Source organism: Actinomadura rupiterrae, from assembly GCF_024172125.1.
Taxonomy (GTDB): domain Bacteria; phylum Actinomycetota; class Actinomycetes; order Streptosporangiales; family Streptosporangiaceae; genus Spirillospora; species Spirillospora rupiterrae.
In genome coordinates this window covers 146,830-164,436 of sequence record NZ_JAMZEA010000017.1, presented here as the reverse complement: position 1 = coordinate 164,436, position 17,607 = coordinate 146,830, and the positions used below count along the sequence as shown (strand labels likewise).

The window sequence follows — 17,607 nt, the reverse complement described above, 5'->3', positions numbered from 1 at the left end:
TTCCCGCCCACACCCCTCCGCGCTACCCCGCACTACCGTCCGAGCAGCGCGAACTCGTGCTGTGCGGTTTGAGGGAGGCGGGGGTTCGGCCCAGGAGGGATCGTGTGGTTCTTGCCATGTGGGACTGGTCGGCGAAACCGGCTCGGGCCGCCGCGTCGGCTGCGGTCGCGTGGCGGAGGCCGGTGACGGCGCTGCGGAGGCGCGTCCACTGGCGCAGGCGGACGAGCGGGATGCCGACGGACGCCCGGACCAGCGCGCGCAAGCGAGGTGCCGACAGGCCCAGGCCGGCGGCGATGTCGGTGAGGGGCGTACTCGGGGCGGCGGCGAGGGCTTGGGCCACGCGCGGGTCGAGGGTGGGGGTTTGGCCGGTGAGGGTCGTGATGGCGGTCAGCGACGGAGCCTCAAGAAGGGCCTGGACGACGTCCGGGTCCAGGGTGGTGAGGCCCAGGTCGGGCGGGAGGTTCCATGCGTCGATGAACAGGGCCGTGAAGGCGGAGTCGGTCGCGCAGGCGTGAGCGTATTGCGGCGGCACGATCACGCCGGGGGCGGTGATGGGCCGGGCGTGGGTCGGGTGGACGGTGACCAGGCCGCCGTCCGCAGGCAGGACGACCTTGAACGCCGGGTGCCGGTGTTCGGCTACGCGGAACGGGCGCGCCTCGCTGAACAGGGTGATCCCGCTCGCGACGGTCAGGCGGCGATCGTTTTGTTCAAGCCGCGGAAGGGCGGGCCGCACGAGGGTCGTGCCATGCAGAATCTCATCGCTGACGCGCTGGGCGCCTTCCTGATCGTTGTCGGGGTCGCGCATTTCGTTCTTCCCGGGTACTTCCGCTCGCTGGTGCCGTCCTGGCTCGGAGCCGCCGGGGCCATCGTCGCACTGAGCGGGGTGGCCGAGATCGGGGTGGGCGGGCTCGTGCTCGTCCGGCCCGTGGCGGGCGGCTGGACGGCCGCTGTGCTGATCACCGGGTATCTGGTGTCGCACTTCGACGCGCTTCGGCATGCGAGTCGAGAGCGGGGACGGCTGCTCGATCGGCCTGCGGGGGTGGCAGCGCGGTTGGTGGTCAACGGCCTCTACATCGCATGGGCGGTCGTGGTGGCGACCGTCCACTAGAGCTTGCCGGAACCGCAAGTTTCCGTGCCAGATCGTCGGGCTCCTGGCGACAGTGGGCGCATGGCTACCAGGACACGTCGCGATTCCCCGCCGCCGCGGACGGGGAACAGCGAGTTCGAAACGTTGCGCGGGTTCCTCGACTACCTGCGGGCCTCGATCGCCGCGAAGGTCGAGGACGCGCCCGAGCCGGACGTGCGGACGGCGCTGGTGCCGTCCGGCACGAGCCTGCTCGGCCTGCTCAACCACCTGACCTTCGTCGAGCGCGCCATGTTCCTCGGGGAGGAGGTCACCGACTGGCAGCGGACCTTCCGAGCCGCTCCCACAGACACCGTGGCCGATGTGGTGGCCCGCTATCGCGACGTGGTCGAGCGGGCGAACGCGGTGCTCGACGGGTGTACCGATCTCGGTGCACCGGTCCCCGGGCGGAGGCGGGGGCCCAGTGTCCGCTGGGCCCTCGCGCACATGGTCGAGGAGACCGGGCGGCATGCGGGCCACGCGGACATCCTCCGCGAAATGATCGACGGCGCTACCGGCCGCTGAGCGCAGGACGGGTGGCGGCGGTCAGGAAGAACGGGAGCGCCAGGAAGAGGCGGTCGCGACTGCCGCGGTCGCGCTGCTCGGCGATCCAGGCTTCGGCCTGCTCGTCGCTGATCGCACCGGCCGCGCGGACCTTCCCGGCGAGGTCCGCGAGGATGGGCACCGCCGACGCGCCGGTGAAGATCCAGGTGCGGGTCTCGACGGTGACGTCGGTGAAGTCCGCGTCGAGCAGCAGGTTCCGGGAGCCGCGGACGACGCGGGGCGTGCGGACCAGGTCGGCGCGGGCGTGCACGATGGTCCGGGTGAGTTCGGCGTCGCCGGATTCGATGAGGATGGTGTCCCAGTCCTGCCCGAGGAGCACGATGCGGCCGCCGGGAGCGAGCACGCGGCGCGCCTCGGCGACCGCGCGGGCCGGGTCGTCCAGGACGTGGAAGACCTTCTCGGCGCGGTAGCCGTCCAGGGAACCGTCGGCGAAGGGCAGGGCGTAGGCGTCCGCGAGGCGGAAGCCGGCGCCGGGCCAGCGCTGCGCGGCGACGCCGATCATCCGCTCGTCGGGGTCGACGCCGACGACGCGCGCGCCGCGCTCGGCCATCTCCGCCGCCGCGCGCCCTGCGCCGCATCCGACGTCGACCACCGACGCGTCCGGGACGAGGCCGAGCAGCTCGTAGGAGCGCGCCCGCAGCTCGCGCGCCCCGGGCGCGGTGTCGCCGATGTCGAGGATCTTGATGAGGGCGTCGGTCTCGGCGCTCGTCCGGCCCGTCGCGGCCGTCTGTGAGGTGTCCATGCCGGGGAGCCTGGGCCTTCAAGTGCACTTGAAGTCAAGCGCCCTCCGGGCGGTCGCGTTCCAGTACGCTCGAAGGCCCATGGGTGAGCAGTTGACGATCGGCGAGCTGGCGAGCCGGACCGGCGTCGCCACCTCCGCGCTGCGCTACTGGGAGGAGATCGGGCTGCTGCCCGCGCCCGAGCGCGTCTCCGGCCAGCGCCGCTATCCGCCCTCGGCGGTCGAGAAGGTCGGCGTGGTCCTGCTGCTCCGGGGTGTCGGCCTCACGCTGCGGGAGATCAGGACGTTCATCGCCGCGCGTCCGGCGGACGGCGACGGACGCCGCGAACTGTACCGGCGCAAGCTCGCCGAGCTGGACGAGCGGATCGCGAAGGCGCAGACGGCGCGCACCGCCATCGCGCATGGCCTGGCCTGCCCGCACGACGACATCTTCGAGTGCGACAACTTCACCAGCGGGGTCGCCGCGTTCCTGGCGGGCGCGTCCCTCGAAGAGGCCCACGCGCGGGCGCACGAGCGCTGACCGCGCCGCGGCTAGGGCGGGCGGTGCTCAGCTCCAGCCGTCCATCTGCTCAGCTCCAGCCGTCCATCTGCTTGGTCAGGTCGGACGCGATCTCGACGGCGATCTCGATCGCCCGGGCCGCCAGCGGCGAGTGGGTGCGCCCGGCCCGCCAGTGCAGGCAGACCTCGCGCGGCGGCAGCGCCGGGTGCAGCCGGTGGACGCTGAGCCGGTCGTCGGACTCGACGCCCGCGGCGTGGACGGCGAGCCACGGCAGCACCGCCGAGCCCATCCCCGCGCGGACCATCGACAGCAGCGTCTCGTTGCCCGCCGTCCGGAAGACGATCTTCGGGTCGGCGCCGGCGCGGCGCAGCGCGTCCTCCATCCACGGCTGGTCGCAGGTCGCCAGCCAGGCAACCATCGGCACGCCGTCCAGGCGTTCCAGCGGGACGGGGGCGCCGGTGAAGGCGCCGTCCGCGGCGACCAGCAGGTACGGGTCGTCCAGCAGCTTGACGTGCTCGACGTCGCCGTCCAGCGGACGGTCGTAGAACAGCAGGTCGAGGTCGCCGATCTGCGGCGCGTCCGGCTCCTCCTCGAACAGCCTGATGTCGCAGCCGGGGTGCTCGTCGCGCAGCCTGCTCACCAGGACCGGGAGGATCACCGCGGAGGTGCTCTGGAACGTGCCGATGTCGATGCGGCCGTCGCCGGACTGGAACCGGTCCACGGCCTCGGCCAGCGCCGCCGCGCCCGCCAGCAGGTCGCGGCCGTGTTCGAGGACGACGGCGCCGAGCGGCGTGATCCGGACCGTCCGGGGACCGCCGGGACGGTCGAACACCGGCCCGCCGACCGCCTTCTCCAGCGCGGCGATCTGCTGGCTCACGGTCGACTGGGTGTAGCCGAGCCGGTCCGCCGCGCGGCCGAACGATCCCTCATCGACGACCGCGGCCAGCGCGGCGAGGTGCCGCAGTTCGACGTCTCTCACGGGCGACACCCTACGCACCGGCCATCGGCACCAGCGATCAAAACGATCGGACACTATCGCTTTTCTCGATGCCACCGCGTCCGTAGCGTGGTGCCCGCGGCGGCCGGCGACGGCCCGCTCCGAGACCGGCGACGAGGGAGAGATGGCGATGACCAGGCACGACGCGACGGCGGGGAGCGTCCGATGAGCACCTTCGTGTTGATCCACGGCGGCGGCGACGTCGGCTGGTACTGGCACCTGGTGGAAGCCGAGCTGCGCGCCCGCGGACACGATGTGGTCGCCCCCGACCTGCCCGGCGACGACGATTCCCACACCCTGACCGACTACGCCGACGCCGTGGTGGAGGCCGTCGGCGCCAGGCGGGACCTGGTCGTCGTGGGGCACTCGTTCGGCGGCTTCACCGCGCCGCTGGTCGCCGCCCGGCTTCCCGTGGACGTGCTCGTCCTGCTCGCCGGGATGGTTCCGCTGCCGGGCGAGCCGCCGGAGCAGTGGTGGGCCAACACCGGCTGCCAGAGCGCGGTCGCGGAGCAGGCCGAGCGCGACGGTGGCCTGACGGGCCACCCCGATCCGCACGTCAGCTACTACCACGACGTGCCGCGCGAGCTGGCCGACGAGGCGATGAGCAAGGAGCGCGCCCACCCGTCCAGCGCCGCGATGGCCGCCCCCTGGCCGCTGGACGCCTGGCCGGACGTCCCGACCCGGTTCGTCCTGTGCACCGAGGACCGCTGCTTCCCGCCCGACCTGTTCCGGCGCGTGGTGCGCGAGCGGCTCGGGATCGTCCCGGACGAGATGGCGGGCAGCCACTGCGTCGCCCTCAGCCGTCCCAAGGAGGTCGCGGACGTCCTCGAAGGCTACGCCTCAACCGCGCGGACGAACTCCGAGGACCGTCAGTTCTCCGGCGGGCGCTCGTAGAAGGCGGCCATCGCGGCGGCACGTTCGCGTAGGGACGTCCGCAACCACTCCGGCTCCAGGGCCTCCGCGCCGGCGCCGAGCTGCCACAGCGCCCAGACCGCGTGCCGCGGGTCCTGGAAGGTCACTTCCATGCGCAGCAGGCCGTCCGGATCGGGTTCTTCCGTCCGGACGGCCAGCGCGGTGCCCACCAGCTCCTCACGCCGGGACGGCTTCACCCGCACGAGCACGCTGACCTGATCGTCCCCGGCCCTGAACCGCTCGCTGCGTTCCCGCCACGCCTGGTCCAGATCGACCCGCTCGGGACGCTGCGCGGGTTCGGCGAGTTCCTCGGCCGCCAGGACGCGCGACAGCCGGTAGGTGCGGTCCTCGCCGGACCGCATCGCCAGCAGGTAGCCCTGGTCGCGCACGGTGACCAGCCCGACCGGGTCGACCGTGCGCCATTCGGGGTCGCGGCCGAACGGCGCGTAGTGGATGCGCAGCCGGCGCCCGCCGAGGACCGCGCGCCGGACCTCCGCCATGACCGTGTCGGGCACCTCGTCGGTGACCGCCCGGCGCGAGAGCAGGTCGGTCTCGGGGTCGATGAGCAGGCGCTCGGCCGCGCCGGCGGCGGTGTCGCGGTGGCTGCCGGGCAGCGCGTCCACCACCTTGAGCATCGCCGAGGCGAGCGCCGAGCCGAGCCCGAACGCCTGCGCGCCGCGCCGGGTCCCGGCGACCAGCAGGGCCAGCGCCTCGTCGTGGTTCAGGCCGGTCAGCTCCGTCCGGAAACCGGGCAGCAGGGCGAAACCACCGTGCCTCCCGCGTTCGGCATAGACCGGGACACCCGCCGCCGACAGCGCCTCGATGTCGCGCAGGACGGTCCGGGTCGACACCTCCAGCTCGCGGGCCAGCGCGGCGGCCGACATCCGGCCGTGCCGGCGCAGCAGGAGCACCAGCGAAACCAACCGGTCAGCGCGCATGCGGAAACGCTACCCGAATACATGACAGAGGTTGTCGTGATTGAACGGGAGGCTAGCGAGGCGCCGCCGGAGATGGCGGCACGATCCCTAACGCATCGAACGGAGCTGATATGGCAGTGGAGCGAACGGCGGTCAACCCGTGGCCGTGGTCGGTGGAGATGGGCTACGACCAGGGCGAGCTCGTCTCCGGTCACACCCGGACCCTGTACTGCTCGGGGCAGACCGCGATGAGCGCCGAGGGCAAGCCCGAGCACCCCGGCGACATGGCGGCGCAGCTGGCGCTGAGCCTGGCCAACCTGGAGGCCGTGCTCGGCGAGGCCGGCATGAGCCTCGCGAACCTCGTCCGGCTCAACGTCTACACCACCGACGTCGACCAGCTCTTCGAGCACTACGGCATCCTGGCCGCGCGGCTGGGCACCGCAGGGGTCGCGCCGTCCACCACGATGCTCGGGGTGACGCGGCTGGCCATCCCCACCCTGATGGTCGAGCTTGAGGGAACCGCCGTCGCGTGACCCTGCGAGCGCCGCCTCCGGACGTCCTGCCGGAGGCGGCGCTCGCAGGCCGCTGCGTTCTTTCAGCGCGGGCTGAGGAGGCAGAACTCGTTGCCTTCGGGATCGACCAGGACGCGCCAGTGCAGGTCGGACTGGTCGATGCCGGGGTCGGTGGCGCCGAGGCCGCGCAGCCGGGCCTCCTCCGCCTCCAAGTCCTCGCCGGGGTAGGGGCAGACGTCCATGTGGACGCGGTTCCACACGGTCTTGGGTTCGGCGTTGCGGACGAACTCCAGGTACGGGCCGACGCCCTTGGCCGAACGCATGGTCGCCGTGTCGTCGGTGACCTCGTGCAGGGTCCAGTCCATCGCCTCGTCCCAGAATCGGGCCAGGGCACGCGGGTCCGCGGCGTCCACGACCACCGCGGCGATCGGGCCGGTGTCCTTGTAGATCTCGCGCGGCTCCAGGACGCAGAACTCGTTGCCCTCCGGGTCGGCCATGACGACCCAGGGGACGTCGCCCTGGCCCACGTCGGCGAGGGTCGCGCCGAGCTCCCGCAGCCGCGCGACCAGCTCGGCCTGGTGCGCGGCCGAGGTGGTGGCCAGGTCGACGTGCACGCGGTTCTTCGCCGTCTTGGGTTCCGGACGGTTGATGAAGTCGATGCAGACGGCGGACGGGTCGGGGTAGTCGAACCCGAACGGAACGACTCCGGTGCCGATGGGCTCGCCGCTCTCCAGCGCCCACCCGAGGGCCTCCGCCCAGAACCGGCCGAGCGCCGTGGCGTCATGGGCCTTCATATTGATCTGCACCAGTCGTGTTGCCATGCCCAGGATCGTAAGGGATCCCGCCCCCTTGATCCGCCGCCGCGATTCTCCCTGGTCAGGCGTCAGCTTTCGAGTTGGGCGAGCAGCTCGTCCAGGGCGCGGGTGAGTGCTGCGGAGTTCTCAGGTGTGAACCATGTGGTGCGGATGCGTTCGTTGTTCCCCTTCGGCGTCTCGTGGTCGGCTGCTAGCTGTTGCAAGTTGCGGGTGTCGTCGCTCAGAGCGCGTCCGACCTGCTGGAACAGGCCGCGGACGTAGCTGTTCGCACCCTCGGCGTCGATGCCCTGGCCAACCGCCCACTCGGTGAGCGCGGCAAGGTAGGCGTAGTGGGTGGTCAGCGTCCCGGTCAGTGCGGAGAAGACGTTGAAGGCCGTCTCGTCCGCGACGGGCAGCGCACCGCCGAGGCGCTCGAACAGGGCGTCCGCCACCGGGTGGGACGGGTAGGTCACCGTGAGGGAGCGGCGTTCGCGGATGGCGGGCAGCGGGATGGCCCGGACGAGCGCCGCGCCAGTGGCCAGCAGCTCGCGCAGTTCGTCATTGCCGACGCCGGACATCACGTTGATCACGAGCCGGTCGTCCGGCACCGCGAGCCCGGCCAGCGCCTCGTGCCGGTCCTGGCGCCGGACGGCGACGATCACGATCTCGGAGCGGTCCACCACCGCCTGGTTGCCAGGGCACACCTGGACACCCTCGTAGCGTCCGGCCAGTTCCGCGGACGTGCGGGCGCCGCGAGGCGAAAGGAGCACCTCGGGCGCGGCTCCGGCCTCGTGGTGCAGGCCGTCCACGATGGCGCGGCCGATCTCCCCCACGCCGATGATCCCGATGCGTTTCACTGCGCCTTCCTTCCTGGTCGCGGCGACATTACCGGGCACTCTGCGGAGCGAGCGAAGCGCGGAGGAAATCGAGGATCTCCGCACAGGCGGCCTCGGCCTGCGGCTCCACACTGGGGAGGCTGAGGAAGGCGTGCGGCGCTCCGGGATATTCCGCCAGGCGCGCGGACGTCCCGGAGGCTTGGAGCCGCTCGGCATAGCGGCGGCCGTGGTCGGCGACCGGGTCGTGCGTCGGGATCACCACGAGCGCCGGCGCCAGCCCGCCCAGGTCGTCCGCGTGCAGCGGCGACAGCCTCCGCGGTTCCGCGGGCGGCGGGCCGGCGAACCGCTGGATCAGCCGCAGCTGCGGGACGGCCAGCGTCGGAGTGTCGGCGTGCTGCGCGATCGAGGCGTGGTCGAACATCGTCCCGGTCATGTCGGTGACGGGGTTGACCAGCACCTGCGCTCGCAGCGCCAGACCGGACGCTCGCGCCCGGAGCGCGGCCAGGGCGCAGATCAACCCGCCGCAGCTCTCGCCGAACACGGCGGCCCGCGCAGGGTCGATGCCCCACTGCGCGGCATGGTCCACCATGTGCTGGAGCACATCCCAGCCGTCGTCAACGGCGTTCGCAAGCGGAGTCTCCGGTGCGAGGAGGCGGTGTTCGACCGAGACGACGAGCGCGGGTAGCCGCGCGGCGAGACGGCTGTTCACCCAGTCGCTCTGCGCCGCCGTCCCGACGAAACCGCCCCCGTGGACGTGCAGGACGAGCGGCAGCGCGTCCTCTTCGCTGGGCCGGTACACGCGGACCGGCAGGTCGCGTCCGGGCAGCTCCACCGTCCGCCAATCGATCGTGACCCCCGGATCCGGTTCGCCGAGGATCGCCCGTGCCGCCTTGGACGCCCGGAACCGGTTCTCCGCCTCGCGGTAGGCGACCAGCTCCGCCGGGCTCATCGCGAGCCAGTCCGGCGCCGCCGGACGCTCGGCGGCAGTGATCTCACTCATGACGTCTCCTTCAATTTAGTTAGGTGACTTACTTGGTGGCCAGCCGGGCTGCCAGGTCCCGGAGCTGTTCGGGGCGCGGGTTGGCGCCGGTCAGCACCGTCGCCAGCCGGTCGCCGGCGACCGTGCCCTCGGCGATCGCCGCCAGTCCCGCCGCGCCCGCCGGTTCCAGGACGATCCCGAGCGTGCGCGCCGCCAGTTCCATGGCGTCGGCGATGGCCTGGTCGCTGACCAGGACGACCTCGTCGACCACGACGCGGGCCCGCTGCACTGAGGCGTCCAGCGGAGCGCGCACCGCGATGCCGTCCGCGAACGTGCGGGTGCGGTCGAGGCTGACCGCGTGCCCGGCGCGCAGGCTTTCCCGCATCGAGGGGGCGCCCTCGGCGTTGACACCGACGATCCGGGTGCCGGGAGCGCGCTCCTTCATCCAGCGCCCCACGCCGTTGATCAGCGCGCCGTCGCCGACCGGGAGCACGACGGCGTCGAACCCGCCGGCCGGTGCGTCGCGGGTCAGCTCGACCCCGATCGTCCCGGCGCCCTCGGCGATCGCCGCCTGCAGGCCGTCCCGCAGGTGGACGCGATCGGGATGGCGCTCGGCGTGGGCGGCCGCGGCCTCGCGCGCCGACGAGCCGTCCGGTCCAGCCAGGACGACCCGGGCGCCGAACCTCTCCATCCGCGCCCGCTTGGCGGGGTTGACGGTCTCGGGGACGAACACCTCGACCGGCATCCCGCGGGCCCGTCCCGCGTAGGCGACGGCCTGCCCGAAGTTGCCCGAGCTGGCGCACACCACCGGCGTCCCGGGGGCGAGCGTGCTGAGCATCAGATCGGCGCCGCGCCCCTTGAAACTGCGCACCGGGTTGGCCGTCTCCAGCTTCACCGTGACCGCACGGCCGCCCAGGGCCTCGCACAGCTGCTCGTCCATGTACTGCGGGGTGTCGAGGAACACCGGATCGATCATCTGGACGGCCTTCGCGATGCGGCCCGCGTCCAGATCCATGCCCGGTATGCCCGGGGAGTCGTTGCGGGCTTCGTGCAGCGCCATGCGGAAGCACCTTCTCTCGGCGTCGTGCGGACCCGGCCGACGTTATTCGAACGTCCGATCGAACCGATTGAGTAATTTCGCGCCCCGGCACAATAATCTTGCATGCCCGAAACGCCGACTCCCCGCCTGGACGAGACCGACGTCCTGCTGCTGGACCTGCTCCAGGACGACGCCGGACGCACCCTGTACGAGCTAGGCGACCAGGTCGGGCTCTCGCCGAGCGCCGTCCAGCGGCGGATCGCCCGCTACCGCAAGGACGGCCTCATCTCCCGGCAGGTCGCCGTCCTGGACCCGCACCGCGTCGGGCCGACCGTCCTCGCCACGGTCCTGGTGACGCTCGACCAGGAGTCGTTCGAGCACCACCGCGAGTTCGCCGAGCGGATGCGCGCGGAACCGCAGGTCCAGCAGTGCTACCAGGTCGCCGGGCCGTGGGACTACGTGGTCGTCCTGGCCGCGCGCAGCATGCGCGAGTGTGGCCGGCTCGGCAACCAACTGTTCAAGGCCGACGACAACATCAGGCGGTACGAGACGCTGGTCGCGTTCGACACCATCAAGACCGGGCTGACGCTCCCGCTCCCCGCCCCGCAACCCGGCCGCCCGTGAAACAGCGCGCCCTCGACTTGCTGGAGTGAGCGCGGCTCACTCGCGCGACCCTTCGCCGGGAGCTTCGTCCGTCCCGCCGTGCGAGGGCGCAGCGTGGTCGGCGGCGAAGGTGAAGGCTGCGGCGCGGTCGCGCAGGAGGGCGGCCAGCTCGGGCGAGTCGAGGACCTCGAACGGCCACCTGACCCAGAGCAGGCCGCCTGCGAGCACTTCGAGCCGGACGTCGGCGATGCGCCACAGCGTCGCCGGCCGTCCGTCCGCGGCCGTCGTCGGCGCGAAGTCCGCGGCGAAACCGCCCATGTACGCCTGGACCTGCTCGATCGGGGCGTGGATCAGGATCGTCGCGGCGTGCTCCCGGGGCGGGGCGCCGAGCCGGCTGGTGACGAACGCGACCGGGTCTCCCCCGGGCACCTCCTGCGGTTCGAAGCGCGCGCCGGTCGCCGCGGCCCGCGTGATCCGGTCGACGCGCAGCACCCGCCATCCGTCGTCGAGGTCGCGGCACACCAGGAACCAGCGGGTGTGCCGGGGCACCAGGGCCGCCGGCTCGACATGGCGCGCGGTCTCGCGGCCGGGGGTGGGGCCGCCAGTGTTCATCACGGTCAGCCGGACCCGCTCGGCGTCCCGGCACGCTAGTGCCAGGACGCCCAGCACGTCGGCGTCCAGCGGCGCGGGGTAGGCGCCGGCCGCCGCGTTCGGCGTGCCGCCGAAGGCGACCGAGGAACGCAGCGCCCGCACCCGCCGCCGCACCGCCGCGGGCATCACCTGTTCCATCTTGGCCAGCGCGGTCAGCGCGACCTCGCCCCCGTCCGCAGCGCCGCTGGCGGCGGACGAGGCGAGGGCGGCGGCCACGGCGAGCGCCTCGTCCGGGGTGAACACCAGCGGCGGCAGGTCGCCGCCGGTGGACAGCCGGTAGCCGCCGTCGGGGCCGCGCCGCGCCTCGATGCGGTAGCCGAGCGCGCGCAGCCGCTCCACGTCCCGGCGCAGGGTGCGGCCGTCGACGCCGAGGCGTCCGGCGAGCTCGCCGCCGGCCCAGGACCGGCGGGCCTGCAGCAGCTCCAGCAGGTGCAGCGCCCGTTCGGTGGTGCTCACCGGTCGAACCTAGCGGAAATGCGGACAGGAATTGACCTAAGCCCTCCCTAGGTTGGTGGTCGAGCCGGACGGACCGGCCCGAACCCTCCGAGGAGAACCGTCTTGACCATCCTTGTCACCGGCGCGACCGGCGCCGTCGGCCGCCACCTCGTCACGACCCTGCTCGCGCGCGGCGCCGACGTCCGCGCGCTGACCCGCAAGCCCGCCGATGCGGATCTGCCGGACGCGGTCGAGGTCGTCGCCGGCGATCTGGCCGACGCCGGCACGCTCGGCGCGGAGGTGTTCGACGGCATCGACCGCGCCTTCGTCTTCCCCGCCCAGGGCGTCGAGGCGTTCGTCGGCGCCGCCACCGGACACGGCGTCCGGCGCCTCAGCCTGCTGTCGTCCCTCGCTGCCGCGAAGGAGTTCCCGCGCGACCACGGTTCGGCGAGCCAACTCCACCACAGCGCCGTCGAGGACGTGGTGACCGTCAGCACCGACGCCTGGACGATCCTGCGGCCCGGCACCTTCGCCAACAACCTGCTGTCGTGGTCCTGGCAGATCCGCTCAGGCGCGCCGATCCGAGCGCCCTACCTCGCGTCGGCGCAGGCCCCCGTCCACGAGTACGACATCGCCGAGGCCGCCGCCGAGACGCTGCTGACCGACGAGCACCTGGGCGACGCGATCCCGCTCACCGGCCCGCAGGCCCTGACCCGCTCCGAGCAGGTCGCGACCATCGCCGAGGCGCTGGGACGGGACGTCCCGCTGGTGGAGATCACGCCCGAGGAGTTCAGGGCCGAGGCCGGGCGGTTCATCCCCGAGCCGGTGATGAAGATGCTGCTCGACTACTGGCACGACACCCTCACCGTCCCGGACGTCCCCCGTCCCGTCACCGCGGTGACCGGACGGCCCGGGCGCACGCTGGCGGAATGGGCCGCCGATCACCGGGCCGACTTCGAAGGCGCCTGACCCGGATAAATCGGTTGGTGGCCGCCGGAGACCGCTGCTACCTTCCAGGAGGCCGTGCAGAACGATGAGGAGGTGGTACCCGTGAACCTAACGACATGGGTGCTCCCCTCTGGGGTCACGGTCGGACGGTAGGTCGTCGTCCGGGAGCGCCGTTCAAGAGCACTCCCGAAAGGCACGACCATGCGTTTCACTTCCGAGCAGCGCCTCGACGACGGCGTCCTCGAACGCGAATTCACCCTCGGCGACGTCCCCGGCATCCTGTGGACGCCCGCATCGGCCTCCGCGTCCGCGCCGGTCCCGCTGATCCTGCTGGGCCACCCCGGCGGGCTGGGCCGGATGCGGCCGCGGCTGCTGGGCCGGGCCCGGCACGCGGCGGCGCAGGGCTTCGCCACGGTCACCATCGAGCTGCCCTTCACCGGTGACCGGCCCTCGTCGCCCGCGGCCGACCAGGCCCGCGCGGACGTGCGCGCCGCGCTGGCGGCCGGTGAGCCCGTCTCCGACGAGATCATCGACCGGCTCATCCTGCCGCTGCTGGACCACGGCGTCGGCGAGTGGCGGGACACCCTGGACGCCTGCCTCGCGCTGCCCGAGATCGGCGGCCCGGTCGCCTACTCGGGCGGCGTGATCTCCATCGGCGTCCGGCTGGCGGTCGTCGAGCCGCGCATCGCAGCCGCAGGCCTGTTCGCCGGGAGCTTCATCCCCCGCACCATCCTGGAGGAGGCGCGGCAGGTCACCATCCCGCTGCACGTCCTGCTCCAGTGGGACGACGAGGGCAACGACCGGCAGCGGGCCCTGGAGCTGTTCGACGCCTTCGGCTCCAAGGAGAAGGCGCTGAACGCCAACATGGGCGGGCACACCGGCGTCCCGCGCTGGGCGGGTGAGGACGCGGCCCGCTTCTTCGCCCGGCACCTGAGCTGACCGCGGCCGGACGCCGCTGCCTAGAGGAGCGGCGTCCGCCGGGATCGGGACGGGCGCTGTGGTGCGCCCGTCCCGATCGACCGGGGTCAGTCGGTCTCGAACTCGGCGACGACGAAGTCGACGGCCTTCTTACCGTGGGCCGTCACCAGGGCGCCGAGCTTGCCGGCGTAGGCGTGCTTGACCGCGTCGAGGTCCTCGAAGGACTGGGTGATGTCGTTGCGGGTGGTCATGATCGCCCGGTACTCGTAGCTGCCCGGGTCGATCTCGGGCTCGTCCTCCTCGTCGGTCATCCTGGCCTTGACGCGCTGGGCCGCCAGGCCGAACACGCTCAGCGCCTGGTTGGCCCGCAGGGCGGCCGAGGCGTGCTGGCGGGTGGCGCTGTAGACGCCGTCGTTCACGTCCGTGACGAGATCGCGGAGCGTGTCGGCAGCCTGCCGGGAGTTCTTCAGCTCGGCGTGGTAGGCGAGCGTGCTGAGCCGGTTGAAGAACTCGTAGAACGGCAGCACGTGCAGCTCGAACTCGTGCAGCGCGATGGCCGCGAGCGCCCCGGCCGAGGTCGCCTTCACCGGGTTGATCCACACGTTGACGTGCGCGCTGCGCAGCCTGGTCGCCCACGCGATCAGGTTGTCCGAGCTGGGGCCCTCGGAGATCATCCTGGCGAACGGCTGGTTGGTGCCCGCCTCGTACAGCGCGCAGTACGTCCAGCCGGACACCTCGCCGAGCCCCTGCTGGGGCGCCTCGTCCGTGCTCAGGAAGTCCACCGTGAACGCGGTGGAGTCGTGGATGGAGGCGGCCTTGCCCGCCTCGACGCTGTGGGTTCTCACCACCGTGATCGCCGCCCTGGCGGCCTGGTCGGACGTGAAGGGCATCGTTGCTCCTCTGCCACAGGCGGGGGGCCCTGATCCTCCGTCCGCGCCCTGGCCATGGCAACCTACCGCCAGAGCCACAAGAACCTGCCCTGCGGTCAGAAGGTGGCGATGGGGTTGACCGGGCTGCCCGATGTACCGGCCAGGCGGACCGGGGCGACCGAGAGGTGGAAGTCCCACTGGCCGAGGTCGGCGGCCGTCCGCGCGCATTCCTCCAGGTCGCAGTTGTCAAGCATCCACAGCCCCATCGCGACGAGGCTCACGGCGTGCACGGGCATCAGCACGTCGGCGTAGCCCGAGGGCTGGACGTCCTGGGGGGTGTCGGCGCCGATCAGCGCGACTCCGCGTTCGTGCAGCCACGGCAGGCAGGACGCGTGCCAGCCGGCCTGGGTGATGCCGCCGGCCGCGCCGCCCTCGTGCCGGGCGCGGCCGCCGCCGGTCCGCAGGAGCACCGCGTCGCCGGGGCGCACCTGCACGCCCTGGCGGCGTTCGGCCTCTTCCAGGTCGTCGGGGAACACGCCCTCGCCCGGTTGCAGCCACGGCACGTCCCGGACCGCCGCGACGTCCAGCAGGACGCCGCGGGTGATGATCCCGTTCGACGCCGCCGTGACCGCCGCCCATGCCGATCCGGTTTCGGCGTCGACCAGCGAGTGCGACCGCCCGTTGTACATCTTGCCGTCCCAGAAGATGTGGCACGGCGAGTCGATGTGGGTGACGGTGTTGTTGTGGAACATGATGCCGAGCTGCTCGTTCGAGAAGCCCCACCGCCGGTCGTTGCGGAACCCGGGCACCGGCATGTTCTCGGCCCCGGGCATGTCGGCGGCGCACGGGCAGGACGTCGTCGAGCGCTCCATCTCCCCCGGCACGGCGATGTCCCATGCGCACGACACGCTCCGGCCGTGGCGCACGGCGCGCGCCGCCGCCAGCCGGACGTCGTCGGTGATGTGGTTCAGGGTGCCGAGCTCGTCGTCGTCGCCCCACCGTCCCCAATTCGACAGGGTGTCGAAGTATCCGAGCACGTCGTCCTGCGTAGGCATCGTCCGCCCTGCCGCCATCTCGGCACCAACTCCTCCGGAAACGCGGTTCGAGGCCGCTGACCTGGCATGACACCAGCACGGCCAGCTGATCAGGATGTAGGCTACGCCACACCTGCGACACGTTCCGGAGTCAGACTTCGGGGGCGAAGGCGGCAAGCCTGTCGAGGCTGCTGCGGACGGCCTCCGCGCCGTACTCGAACATCCGCCGCTCGTAGTCGTCGACCGCGCCGAGCAGATCGCGCCGGCCTGCCTCGGCCTCGACCAAGCGGCGGCGCAGCAGGTCGGCATCGCGCAGCGCGGTGTTCGCGCCGTTGCCGCCGGTCGGGGAGGTGGCGTGGATCGCGTCGCCGAGCAGCGTCACCGGACCGGGCGCCCAGCGCTCCCCAGGCTTGACCACCCGGATGGACAGCAGGGTGCTGTTGTCGGGGTCGGCCTGCTCGATCAGCGCGCGCAGCTGCGGGTGCCAACCGTCCATCCTGGACAGCACGGCGTCTTGCGGGGTCAGGTCGTCCATCGAGGCGTCCGGCGGCAGGATCATCGCCCAGCGGACGTAGTCGCCGATGTCGGGCAGCGTGACCTCGGGGGCCAGCCGCTCGGCGGCCTGCTTCGGCGGTGTGCCGAAACGCATCGCGCCGAGCAGCAGGCTGACGCCGTCCCCGGCGATCTTCGAGCCGTACGCCTTGGACAGGTCGTCGAACTCGCCGGTCAGCGGAGTGCGGCCGATGACGAACCGGACGCCGGTATCGGTCGGGACGGTCTGCGGCGACAGCACTCCGCGGACGGCCGAGGCGACGCCGTCCGCGCCGACGAGCAGGTCAGCAGTGGCCGGATCGCGGCGCTCGAACCGGGCCCGGACCTTGCCATCGGCCAGGACGTCGTAACCGGACAGCGCGGCGCCGGTGTGCACGGTGAGGCCGGTCAGCAGCAGGTGGCGCAGCACCTGCCGGTCGACCACGATGCCGGTCCGGCCGCAGCCGGGGAGCCTGCCGATCTCGTTCAGCTGCGGGTCCAGGACAAGCTGGTCGGCCGAGGCGTCCATGACGATCTCGTCCAGCAGCGGGTGCCAGCGTTCGGGCAGGCAGTCGCGCACCGCCTGGAAACCGGTCGGGTCCAGCACGAGCCGGTAGCCCTGGAACCGCGCGACGATGCCGGGATCGCGCTCGAACACGTCCACCTCGATCCCGGCACCGCGCAGGCCCTGCGCGAGGGCCAGCCCTCCCAGACCGGCCCCGGCAACGGAAACTCGCATCCACACCTCCAGGTTCAGCGGTAACGAACTAAGTTCGTCTCAACGATCTAAGTTCTACGTAACGAACTTAGATCGTGTCAAGCTATAGTGATCGCCATGCCCGCCGAGCCCCGCCGACGCCGCGCCGCCCGCCACGCCCAGCCCGCGTCCGAGGCCGCCGCGCCGGCACCGGCGCCGCGCAAGCAGCCGATCACCCCCGAACGGATCACCGACGCCGCGCTGGAAGTCGTCGCCACCGAGGGGTACGACGCGCTGACCATCCGCCGCGTCGCCGGTGTGCTCGGCACCGGTCCGTCCTCGCTGTACGCCCACATCGTCAACAAGGCCGACATCGACGACCTGCTGATCGGGCGGCTGTGCTCGGAGCTGGTGCTGCCCGAGCCCGATCCGGCGCGGTGGCGCGAGCAGATCCGGGACGTGTGCGCCCAGATCCGCGACCAGTACCTGCGCTATCCGGGCATCTCCCGGGCCGCGCTCGCGATGGTCCCGACCAACCTGGAGACCCTGCGGGTGAACGAGGCGATGCTCGCGATCCTGCTCGCCGGGGGCGTCCCACCGCAGACCGCCGCGTGGGCGATCGACGCCCTCTCGCTCTACGTCGCCGGCTACGCGCTGGAGGCGTCCATGGTCCGGCAGCGGCAGAACACCCCGGACGCGTCCTGGGTCCTGACCCAAGACCAGCTGGTCGAACGCTTCCAGGCCCTCCCCGAGGACACCTTCCCCAACACCCGGCGCTACGCGACCGAACTCACCTCCGGCACCGACCACCAGCGCTTCGACTTCGCCCTCGCCCTGCTCCTCGACAACCTCCCCCAGAATCCCCCCGCCTCCGGAACTGGAGTTCCTGAGTAGCCGGACCGCACGCCCCTCATCGCGGCACGGCCTGCCCTGCTCATGCTCTTGCCCCTGTCGCGAACGTCACGCGAAGAAACTGATGATCTCATCAATACTGGTGAAATCATCAGTTA

Annotated in this window: 21 protein-coding genes; 9 read left to right on the top strand and 12 right to left on the bottom strand. The window is 72.2% G+C overall.

Features of this window, described 5'->3' with window-relative positions:
- Nucleotides 1-22: 22 nt before the first annotated feature.
- Nucleotides 23-733 carry a helix-turn-helix domain-containing protein gene (locus FHU30_RS42360; protein ID WP_253883384.1) on the bottom strand — a complete coding sequence of 237 codons (711 nt, stop codon included), beginning with the start codon at nt 731-733 and terminating at the stop codon, nt 23-25.
- A 12-nt stretch (nt 734-745) separates the two neighbouring features.
- Between FHU30_RS42360 and FHU30_RS42355 the strand changes: the two genes are divergently transcribed.
- Nucleotides 746-1,108, top strand: coding sequence for a DoxX family protein (locus FHU30_RS42355; RefSeq protein ID WP_253883383.1), 363 nt, complete (start codon nt 746-748; stop codon nt 1,106-1,108).
- A 60-nt stretch (nt 1,109-1,168) separates the two neighbouring features.
- The gene (locus FHU30_RS42350; RefSeq protein WP_253883382.1) at nt 1,169-1,648 is read left to right on the top strand and encodes a DinB family protein; all 480 of its coding nucleotides are present in this window, start codon (nt 1,169-1,171) and stop codon (nt 1,646-1,648) included.
- On the opposite strand, the gene FHU30_RS42345 is transcribed toward FHU30_RS42350, so the two are convergent.
- Complete coding sequence (locus FHU30_RS42345; protein WP_253883381.1) at nt 1,635-2,429, bottom strand: methyltransferase domain-containing protein; 795 nt, start codon at nt 2,427-2,429, stop codon at nt 1,635-1,637. The genes FHU30_RS42350 and FHU30_RS42345 overlap by 14 nt on opposite strands.
- Nucleotides 2,430-2,508: 79 nt before the next feature.
- On the opposite strand from FHU30_RS42345, the gene FHU30_RS42340 reads away from it, so the two are divergent.
- Nucleotides 2,509-2,946, top strand: coding sequence for a MerR family transcriptional regulator (locus FHU30_RS42340; protein WP_253883380.1), 438 nt, complete (start codon nt 2,509-2,511; stop codon nt 2,944-2,946).
- A gap of 49 nt (nt 2,947-2,995) precedes the next feature.
- On the opposite strand, the gene FHU30_RS42335 is transcribed toward FHU30_RS42340, so the two are convergent.
- Complete coding sequence (locus FHU30_RS42335) at nt 2,996-3,904, bottom strand: LysR family transcriptional regulator (protein ID WP_253883379.1); 909 nt, start codon at nt 3,902-3,904, stop codon at nt 2,996-2,998.
- A gap of 183 nt (nt 3,905-4,087) precedes the next feature.
- Here FHU30_RS42335 and FHU30_RS42330 point away from each other — a divergent pair, with 183 nt between their 5' ends.
- Nucleotides 4,088-4,816: an alpha/beta hydrolase gene (locus FHU30_RS42330; protein WP_253883378.1), complete on the top strand. Its 729-nt coding sequence runs from the start codon at nt 4,088-4,090 to the stop codon at nt 4,814-4,816.
- Here the strand turns inward: FHU30_RS42330 and FHU30_RS42325 are convergent.
- The gene (locus FHU30_RS42325; RefSeq protein ID WP_253883377.1) at nt 4,792-5,772 is read right to left on the bottom strand and encodes a helix-turn-helix transcriptional regulator; all 981 of its coding nucleotides are present in this window, start codon (nt 5,770-5,772) and stop codon (nt 4,792-4,794) included. The two genes, FHU30_RS42330 and FHU30_RS42325, sit on opposite strands and share 25 nt — an antisense overlap.
- Nucleotides 5,773-5,888: 116 nt before the next feature.
- Here FHU30_RS42325 and FHU30_RS42320 point away from each other — a divergent pair, with 116 nt between their 5' ends.
- Entirely contained in the window at nt 5,889-6,284 is a 396-nt protein-coding gene (locus FHU30_RS42320) for a RidA family protein (RefSeq protein ID WP_253883453.1), read from the top strand.
- Between the two features lie 62 nt (nt 6,285-6,346).
- On the opposite strand, the gene FHU30_RS42315 is transcribed toward FHU30_RS42320, so the two are convergent.
- The 4 genes from FHU30_RS42315 to FHU30_RS42300 form a co-directional block, all read right to left on the bottom strand.
- A complete protein-coding gene (locus FHU30_RS42315; protein ID WP_253883376.1) occupies nt 6,347-7,084 on the bottom strand; it encodes a VOC family protein in 738 nt (245 codons plus the stop codon).
- A 62-nt stretch (nt 7,085-7,146) separates the two neighbouring features.
- The gene (locus FHU30_RS42310; RefSeq protein WP_253883375.1) at nt 7,147-7,914 is read right to left on the bottom strand and encodes an NAD(P)-binding domain-containing protein; all 768 of its coding nucleotides are present in this window, start codon (nt 7,912-7,914) and stop codon (nt 7,147-7,149) included.
- Between the two features lie 28 nt (nt 7,915-7,942).
- The gene (locus tag FHU30_RS42305; RefSeq protein ID WP_253883374.1) at nt 7,943-8,893 is read right to left on the bottom strand and encodes an alpha/beta hydrolase; all 951 of its coding nucleotides are present in this window, start codon (nt 8,891-8,893) and stop codon (nt 7,943-7,945) included.
- Nucleotides 8,894-8,921: 28 nt separating this feature from the next.
- Nucleotides 8,922-9,932, bottom strand: coding sequence for a threonine ammonia-lyase (locus tag FHU30_RS42300; protein ID WP_253883373.1), 1,011 nt, complete (start codon nt 9,930-9,932; stop codon nt 8,922-8,924).
- A 102-nt stretch (nt 9,933-10,034) separates the two neighbouring features.
- Here FHU30_RS42300 and FHU30_RS42295 point away from each other — a divergent pair, with 102 nt between their 5' ends.
- A complete protein-coding gene (locus tag FHU30_RS42295) occupies nt 10,035-10,535 on the top strand; it encodes an Lrp/AsnC family transcriptional regulator (protein ID WP_253883372.1) in 501 nt (166 codons plus the stop codon).
- Between the two features lie 36 nt (nt 10,536-10,571).
- Here FHU30_RS42295 and FHU30_RS42290 read toward each other — a convergent pair whose 3' ends face one another.
- Complete coding sequence (locus FHU30_RS42290; protein WP_253883371.1) at nt 10,572-11,621, bottom strand: helix-turn-helix transcriptional regulator; 1,050 nt, start codon at nt 11,619-11,621, stop codon at nt 10,572-10,574.
- A gap of 102 nt (nt 11,622-11,723) precedes the next feature.
- Here FHU30_RS42290 and FHU30_RS42285 point away from each other — a divergent pair, with 102 nt between their 5' ends.
- Together FHU30_RS42285 and FHU30_RS42280 are read left to right on the top strand one after the other, a co-directional pair.
- Entirely contained in the window at nt 11,724-12,569 is an 846-nt protein-coding gene (locus tag FHU30_RS42285) for an SDR family oxidoreductase (protein WP_253883370.1), read from the top strand.
- Between the two features lie 180 nt (nt 12,570-12,749).
- Nucleotides 12,750-13,487, top strand: a complete 738-nt coding sequence (locus tag FHU30_RS42280; protein ID WP_253883369.1) for a dienelactone hydrolase family protein — start codon at nt 12,750-12,752, stop codon at nt 13,485-13,487.
- 86 nt (nt 13,488-13,573) lie between these two features.
- Here the strand turns inward: FHU30_RS42280 and FHU30_RS42275 are convergent, their stop codons facing one another.
- The 3 genes from FHU30_RS42275 to FHU30_RS42265 form a co-directional block, all read right to left on the bottom strand.
- A complete protein-coding gene (locus FHU30_RS42275; RefSeq protein ID WP_253883368.1) occupies nt 13,574-14,356 on the bottom strand; it encodes a hypothetical protein in 783 nt (260 codons plus the stop codon).
- Nucleotides 14,357-14,451: 95 nt separating this feature from the next.
- The gene (locus tag FHU30_RS42270) at nt 14,452-15,408 is read right to left on the bottom strand and encodes a cyclase family protein (RefSeq protein ID WP_253883367.1); all 957 of its coding nucleotides are present in this window, start codon (nt 15,406-15,408) and stop codon (nt 14,452-14,454) included.
- Between the two features lie 112 nt (nt 15,409-15,520).
- Nucleotides 15,521-16,639 carry an FAD-dependent oxidoreductase gene (locus tag FHU30_RS42265; protein WP_253883366.1) on the bottom strand — a complete coding sequence of 373 codons (1,119 nt, stop codon included), beginning with the start codon at nt 16,637-16,639 and terminating at the stop codon, nt 15,521-15,523.
- A gap of 96 nt (nt 16,640-16,735) precedes the next feature.
- Here FHU30_RS42265 and FHU30_RS42260 point away from each other — a divergent pair, with 96 nt between their 5' ends.
- The gene (locus tag FHU30_RS42260) at nt 16,736-17,491 is read left to right on the top strand and encodes a TetR/AcrR family transcriptional regulator (RefSeq protein WP_253883365.1); all 756 of its coding nucleotides are present in this window, start codon (nt 16,736-16,738) and stop codon (nt 17,489-17,491) included.
- The last annotated feature ends 116 nt before the right edge of the window (nt 17,492-17,607 follow it).

Bases quoted from the DNA above. Each gene is read 5' to 3' on its own strand.
- FHU30_RS42355 (WP_253883383.1), top strand. From the start codon at position 746: ATGCAGAATCTCATCGCTGACGCGCTGGGCGCCTTCCTGATCGTTGTC.
- FHU30_RS42350 (WP_253883382.1), top strand. From the start codon at position 1,169: ATGGCTACCAGGACACGTCGCGATTCCCCGCCGCCGCGGACGGGGAAC.
- FHU30_RS42345 (WP_253883381.1), bottom strand. From the start codon at position 2,429: ATGGACACCTCACAGACGGCCGCGACGGGCCGGACGAGCGCCGAGACC.
- FHU30_RS42340 (WP_253883380.1), top strand. From the start codon at position 2,509: ATGGGTGAGCAGTTGACGATCGGCGAGCTGGCGAGCCGGACCGGCGTC.
- FHU30_RS42330 (WP_253883378.1), top strand. From the start codon at position 4,088: ATGAGCACCTTCGTGTTGATCCACGGCGGCGGCGACGTCGGCTGGTAC.
- FHU30_RS42325 (WP_253883377.1), bottom strand. From the start codon at position 5,772: ATGCGCGCTGACCGGTTGGTTTCGCTGGTGCTCCTGCTGCGCCGGCAC.
- FHU30_RS42315 (WP_253883376.1), bottom strand. From the start codon at position 7,084: ATGGCAACACGACTGGTGCAGATCAATATGAAGGCCCATGACGCCACG.
- FHU30_RS42305 (WP_253883374.1), bottom strand. From the start codon at position 8,893: ATGAGTGAGATCACTGCCGCCGAGCGTCCGGCGGCGCCGGACTGGCTC.
- FHU30_RS42300 (WP_253883373.1), bottom strand. From the start codon at position 9,932: ATGGCGCTGCACGAAGCCCGCAACGACTCCCCGGGCATACCGGGCATG.
- FHU30_RS42295 (WP_253883372.1), top strand. From the start codon at position 10,035: ATGCCCGAAACGCCGACTCCCCGCCTGGACGAGACCGACGTCCTGCTG.
- FHU30_RS42280 (WP_253883369.1), top strand. From the start codon at position 12,750: ATGCGTTTCACTTCCGAGCAGCGCCTCGACGACGGCGTCCTCGAACGC.
- FHU30_RS42275 (WP_253883368.1), bottom strand. From the start codon at position 14,356: ATGCCCTTCACGTCCGACCAGGCCGCCAGGGCGGCGATCACGGTGGTG.
- FHU30_RS42270 (WP_253883367.1), bottom strand. From the start codon at position 15,408: ATGGCGGCAGGGCGGACGATGCCTACGCAGGACGACGTGCTCGGATAC.
- FHU30_RS42265 (WP_253883366.1), bottom strand. From the start codon at position 16,639: ATGCGAGTTTCCGTTGCCGGGGCCGGTCTGGGAGGGCTGGCCCTCGCG.
- FHU30_RS42260 (WP_253883365.1), top strand. From the start codon at position 16,736: ATGCCCGCCGAGCCCCGCCGACGCCGCGCCGCCCGCCACGCCCAGCCC.